This is a genomic window from Proteus mirabilis ATCC 29906, assembly GCF_000160755.1.
Classification (GTDB): Bacteria; Pseudomonadota; Gammaproteobacteria; order Enterobacterales; family Enterobacteriaceae; genus Proteus; species Proteus mirabilis.
Genome location: NZ_GG668585.1, coordinates 26,243 through 31,124 on the forward strand (window position 1 = coordinate 26,243; position 4,882 = coordinate 31,124).

A 4,882-nucleotide genomic window follows, 5' to 3' on the forward strand; every position below is an offset into this window, starting at 1 on the left:
ATGGTCAACGTGGCCGATAGTACCAACGTTAACGTGCGGTTTTGAACGTTCAAATTTTTCTTTAGACATTTAAATTGTCCCTCTAAGACACGGAATCGGTGGTTACACCACATCAACCAAGCAGTAATTAAACTAGCGATTAGCTATGCTTGTTAAGATTTTTAATCAGGAAGGCAAGAACATTGGGGAGTGGTGCTGATAGGCAGATTCGAACTGCCGACCTCACCCTTACCAAGGGTGCGCTCTACCAACTGAGCTATATCAGCACATCTGGAGCGGGCAGCGGGAATCGAACCCGCATCATCAGCTTGGAAGGCTGAGGTAATAGCCATTATACGATGCCCGCAGAACTCGGCTACCTGACTTAAAATCAGCTTTGTATTCTACTCAAGTGTTCACGGTTTGAAAACACTTAAGTAAGGAATTAATGGTGGTGGGAGAAGGATTCGAACCTTCGAAGTCTGTGACGGCAGATTTACAGTCTGCTCCCTTTGGCCGCTTGGGTATCCCACCAAATCTAAATTTTAAATGGTGCCGGCACCAAGAGTCGAACTCGGGACCTACTGATTACAAGTCAGTTGCTCTACCAACTGAGCTATGCCGGCTAAGTGGTGCGCATTCTAGGAGGACTTTCGCCATGATGCAACAAAAAAATTGCGATATTTGTTCTTTTGCTTAGATTTTGTTCATTTTTGTATGTATTGTTGATTTTTTAGGAAAAAAACGACCAAAATGACAGCAAAAAAAATAAAAGAAAATCCAACGCAATATTCTCTCTGCAATCCTAGATTTATCACTAAACAGTAAAATTCACCTAAAAGAATTATTTTTACGCTTTTATTCTACGCTTATTTTTATTTTTTATGACTATTTTTTGTACTTTTTTTACAAATTTATTCAGTTCGCGTCAAAAAAAGCAGAAAAAAAGTAAAAAATCTCTACGCCTCTGCCACATCACTCGTTATGATGCTGTTTATTTTTTATCGGATACGGGTGTTTTAAACAGCCTGTCCAACCTGCGAATACTAGGCAGATGTTGGCTTATGAATAACAAAGAACGCTTTACAACCCCTTATTTAGAATTTGATAGAAAGCAGTGGGCTACGTTAAGGAATTCGGTCCCCTTAACATTAACAGAAACAGAAATTGCCGACCTTAAAGGCATTAATGAAGAAATCTCAATTGATGATGTCATTGAAATTTATCTTCCATTATCAAGGTTGTTAAATTTCTATATCAGTTCAAATTTACGTCGTCAGGCTGTCTTAGAACAGTTTCTAGGCACAAATAACGCCAAAATTCCTTATATCATTGGTATAGCGGGTAGCGTAGCGGTGGGTAAAAGTACGACTGCCCGTTTACTTCAAGCTTTGCTAACTCGTTGGCCTGAACATCGGAAAGTGGATTTGATTACCACTGATGGATTTTTATTACCTAATGCGGAATTAAAAAAACGCGGAATAATGAAGAAAAAAGGGTTTCCTGAATCCTATGATATGCATAGTCTTGTCTCTTTTGTCTCTGATATTAAATCGGGCAAAAAGCAAGTGACTGCACCTGTCTATTCTCATTTAGTGTATGACATTATTCCAGACAAAAAACAGGTCATTGAGCAACCCGATATTTTGATCCTTGAAGGACTCAATGTATTACAGAGTAATCAAGACTACCCTCATGATCCACATAATGTTTTTGTATCAGATTATGTCGACTTTTCCATTTATGTTGATGCAGATGAAGCATTATTGAAACACTGGTATATCAGCCGATTTTTAAAATTCCGTGAAGGGGCATTTACCGATCCCGAATCCTATTTCAATAATTATTCCAAGCTGAGTCGCGAAGAATCTATTGAGATCGCGTCTTCCATTTGGCAAGAAATTAATGGCTTAAACCTAAAGCAAAATATTTTACCAACCCGTGAAAGAGCCAGCTTGATTATGACTAAAGGTGATAACCATTCGGTTAAAAGCGTTAGATTACGTAAATAAATCTTACCTATTTAGAGAATAGATAAATTATCAATTCTCACCCTATAAATAGGCGGATTAAATTTAAATATGCTCTCTTTACCTATTTTAGAGAGCATATTTTAATATGAAAATTGTAGCAAAATAAACCAATTATGGTGCACTTCGTAGCGATATCTCACCACCAATATAGGGTACTATTTTATTGTTTTGTTCTAAAAGTAACGCCCCTTGCTCATTAATACCTTTAGCGATACCAAAGATCTCTTTGTCACCAATAATTAATTTAACACGCCTATCAATAAAATTATCTAAACTTTTCCAACGTTCAATAAAAGCAGATAACCCCTGTTTTTCAAATTGTACAAATGCTTTTCTTAGCGCATTAGTGATTTCACAAGCCAACTGATTCCTATCTATTTTTATCCCTACCTGCTCTAAATTAATCCATTGTTGGTTTATTGCATCTTTTTGATTGTTACTCATGGCGATATTAATACCAATGCCAGTAACAATATGCGCAACATCACCTGTTTTTCCCGTTAATTCAACCAAGATCCCAGATAATTTTTTATCATTTAAGTAAAGATCGTTTGGCCATTTAACTTTGACACCATTCGCACCAAATTGCTGTAAAACTTCAGCAAGGATCACACCAACAACTAAACTTAGCCCGATTGCTGCAGCAGGCCCTTGATCCAATTTCCAATACATACTGAGATATAGATTACGACCAAAAGGAGAGATCCATTGCCGCCCTCTACGCCCACGCCCTGCAGATTGATATTCAGCAATACAAACATCACCGGAGGTTAATTCACTAATACGCTGTATCATATACTGGTTAGTTGAATCAATAACCGGTATCACACGAGCTGGTGCACCTTGAATGCCTCGATTGACACGTTCACTGTTTAACAGGTTCATCGGTGCATCTAGCTGATAACCCTGACCTGCCACTGTATGAATGTCGATACCCCAGCTACGCAATGTCTTGATATGCTTATTAATCCCTGCCCGTGTCATCCCCAAACTTTCGCCTAATTGTTCTCCTGAATGGAGCTCACCATCAGCAAGGATATTGATGAGTAATAGAGGAGTTGATGTCTCTTTCATGAAATAGCATCCACCGCGTTAATCTCGCCATGCCGTCCAATAAAACGCACTTCCGGCTCTAATTGGACTCCAAAACGTTCAAATACCTTTTGGCGAATATAACTTGCTAAATTAACAATATCGCGCCCACTTGCCTTGCCTTCTTTATTAATTAATACCAATGCCTGTTTTGTATGCACAGCAGCGCCACCGCTCTGATAACCTTTCAAACCACATTGATCAATAAGCCAGCCTGCAGCAAGTTTTACACCATTATGTTGTACATATTGAGGGCAAAATGGATATTTACTTTTTAAGCGTTGTGCAAGTTTTATATCAACAATAGGATTTTTAAAAAAACTACCCGCATTACCTGTAAGAGCAGGATCCGGCAATTTACTTGTCCTCATACCGCATACAGATTCGAATACTATCTGTGGTGTGACTGTTTCTGGTGATAATTTAGCTAAATCACCATAGGTCAAAATAGGTTCCCAATGTTTATTCAGCACTAAACCAACGGCAATAATTGCATAACCTTGCTGATAGTGATGTTTAAAAATACTGTCGCGATAGCCAAATTGGCACTCTTCATTTGTTAAACGCGTGACTTTACCAGTGCTTAACTCAACAATATCAACATAGGCGCAAACGTCTTTTAATTCTTTACCATAAGCACCAATATTTTGTATGGGAGCAGACCCAACATTACCAGGGATTAAAGCGAGATTTTCTAACCCATAAATATGCTTTTCAATTAAGCTCTTTATAAGGTTATGCCAATTTTCACCTGCCCCAACATGAATATGCCATTGTTGCTCATCTTCTGTAATTTCAATGCCAGAAATACAGTTTCTAATCACCGTACCGTTAAAATCTTCAATGAATAAAACATTACTCCCTCCGCCTAAAATAAGAATAGGCAGTTTTTGGTCTTGAGCATTTTGCCAGTACCGACAGAGTTCATCTGTATTCTTTGCCGTTTCTATATGACGAGCATTGGCTTTCAAACCAAATGTATTAAATGATTGCAATGAAATAGGTTCATTCATGAAAGTCGACCTCATTTAGCTGATAGCTTAGTTTAGCAGTCAACCTGCTGTGAGGATAGCGCGAGTGAGCTGTTGGTAGGTAATAAGAGTAAGTTAAAAAGATACCTATATTATTCTAGGTGTGATGATCATTAAGAATAAAGAAAAACAAATGCAAAAAAGCCAACCCATTGGGTTGGCTTTCTCGCCTTATTTAATGCTTAGCAGTTCCCTACTCTCACATGGGGAGACCCCACACTACCATCGGCGCTACGGCGTTTCACTTCTGAGTTCGGCATGGGATCAGGTGGGACCACCGCGCTATGGCCGCTAAGCAAATTCTGTATATAACTATCTGTTTATGTAGTTATCAATAATTTTTTATGGTGCTGATACCCAGATTCGAACTGGGGACCTCACCCTTACCAAGGGTGTGCTCTACCAACTGAGCCATATCAGCACTAGTGGCTTATTGTCACCGGCTGACACAGCCTAAATATTGATGCTTGGCAGTTCCCTACTCTCACATGGGGAGACCCCACACTACCATCGGCGCTACGGCGTTTCACTTCTGAGTTCGGCATGGGATCAGGTGGGACCACCGCGCTATGGCCGCCAAGCAGAATTCTTCAAATTCTGTAATTATTCGTCTCATCCTGAGACTCACCCCTTCGGGGCCAGTGCTCCGCACTGTTCCAGTTTGTTCCAGACAAACTGGTCTGTCTATTACTCGCTTCCTTCCTTTCGGTGAGTCGCCAGTAATTTAATCTTGAACAAGCTGACTTT

At 39.5% G+C, this 4,882-nt stretch carries 3 protein-coding genes, 5 tRNA genes, 2 rRNA genes and 1 pseudogene; 1 reads left to right on the forward strand and 10 read right to left on the reverse strand.

What is annotated here, in order from left to right; translation table 11 throughout:
- The 5 genes and pseudogenes from HMPREF0693_RS19010 to HMPREF0693_RS17490 form a co-directional block, all read right to left on the reverse strand.
- Positions 1-69: pseudogene (locus HMPREF0693_RS19010) on the reverse strand (GTP-binding protein); the annotation flags it as partial.
- 121 nt (positions 70-190) lie between these two features.
- Positions 191-266 (reverse strand) — tRNA-Thr (locus tag HMPREF0693_RS17475).
- A 5-nt stretch (positions 267-271) separates the two neighbouring features.
- A tRNA-Gly gene (locus HMPREF0693_RS17480) sits at positions 272-346 on the reverse strand.
- Positions 347-428: 82 nt separating this feature from the next.
- Positions 429-513: transfer RNA gene (locus HMPREF0693_RS17485), tRNA-Tyr, on the reverse strand.
- A 16-nt stretch (positions 514-529) separates the two neighbouring features.
- Positions 530-605 (reverse strand) — tRNA-Thr (locus HMPREF0693_RS17490).
- Between the two features lie 438 nt (positions 606-1,043).
- On the opposite strand from HMPREF0693_RS17490, the gene coaA reads away from it, so the two are divergent.
- Positions 1,044-1,991 carry a type I pantothenate kinase gene (gene coaA, locus HMPREF0693_RS17495; RefSeq protein ID WP_004246971.1) on the forward strand — a complete coding sequence of 316 codons (948 nt, stop codon included), beginning with the start codon at positions 1,044-1,046 and terminating at the stop codon, positions 1,989-1,991.
- A gap of 132 nt (positions 1,992-2,123) precedes the next feature.
- On the opposite strand, the gene birA is transcribed toward coaA, so the two are convergent.
- From birA to rrf (HMPREF0693_RS17520), 5 genes are all read right to left on the reverse strand, one after another.
- On the reverse strand, positions 2,124-3,086 hold the full coding sequence (gene birA / locus HMPREF0693_RS17500; RefSeq protein ID WP_004246972.1) for a bifunctional biotin--[acetyl-CoA-carboxylase] ligase/biotin operon repressor BirA: 963 nt from the start codon (positions 3,084-3,086) through the stop codon (positions 2,124-2,126).
- Positions 3,083-4,117, reverse strand: a complete 1,035-nt coding sequence (murB, locus tag HMPREF0693_RS17505) for a UDP-N-acetylmuramate dehydrogenase (protein WP_004246973.1) — start codon at positions 4,115-4,117, stop codon at positions 3,083-3,085. Before murB ends, birA begins: the two co-directional genes overlap by 4 nt.
- Before the next feature lie 198 nt (positions 4,118-4,315).
- Positions 4,316-4,431: ribosomal RNA gene (gene rrf / locus HMPREF0693_RS17510) — 5S ribosomal RNA — on the reverse strand.
- Positions 4,432-4,480: 49 nt separating this feature from the next.
- Positions 4,481-4,556: transfer RNA gene (locus tag HMPREF0693_RS17515), tRNA-Thr, on the reverse strand.
- A 44-nt stretch (positions 4,557-4,600) separates the two neighbouring features.
- Positions 4,601-4,716 (reverse strand): 5S ribosomal RNA (gene rrf, locus HMPREF0693_RS17520).
- Positions 4,717-4,882: the final 166 nt, after the last annotated feature.

Bases quoted from the DNA above. Each gene is read 5' to 3' on its own strand.
- birA (WP_004246972.1), bottom strand. From the start codon at position 3,086: ATGAAAGAGACATCAACTCCTCTATTACTCATCAATATCCTTGCTGAT.
- coaA (WP_004246971.1), top strand. From the start codon at position 1,044: ATGAATAACAAAGAACGCTTTACAACCCCTTATTTAGAATTTGATAGA.
- murB (WP_004246973.1), bottom strand. From the start codon at position 4,117: ATGAATGAACCTATTTCATTGCAATCATTTAATACATTTGGTTTGAAA.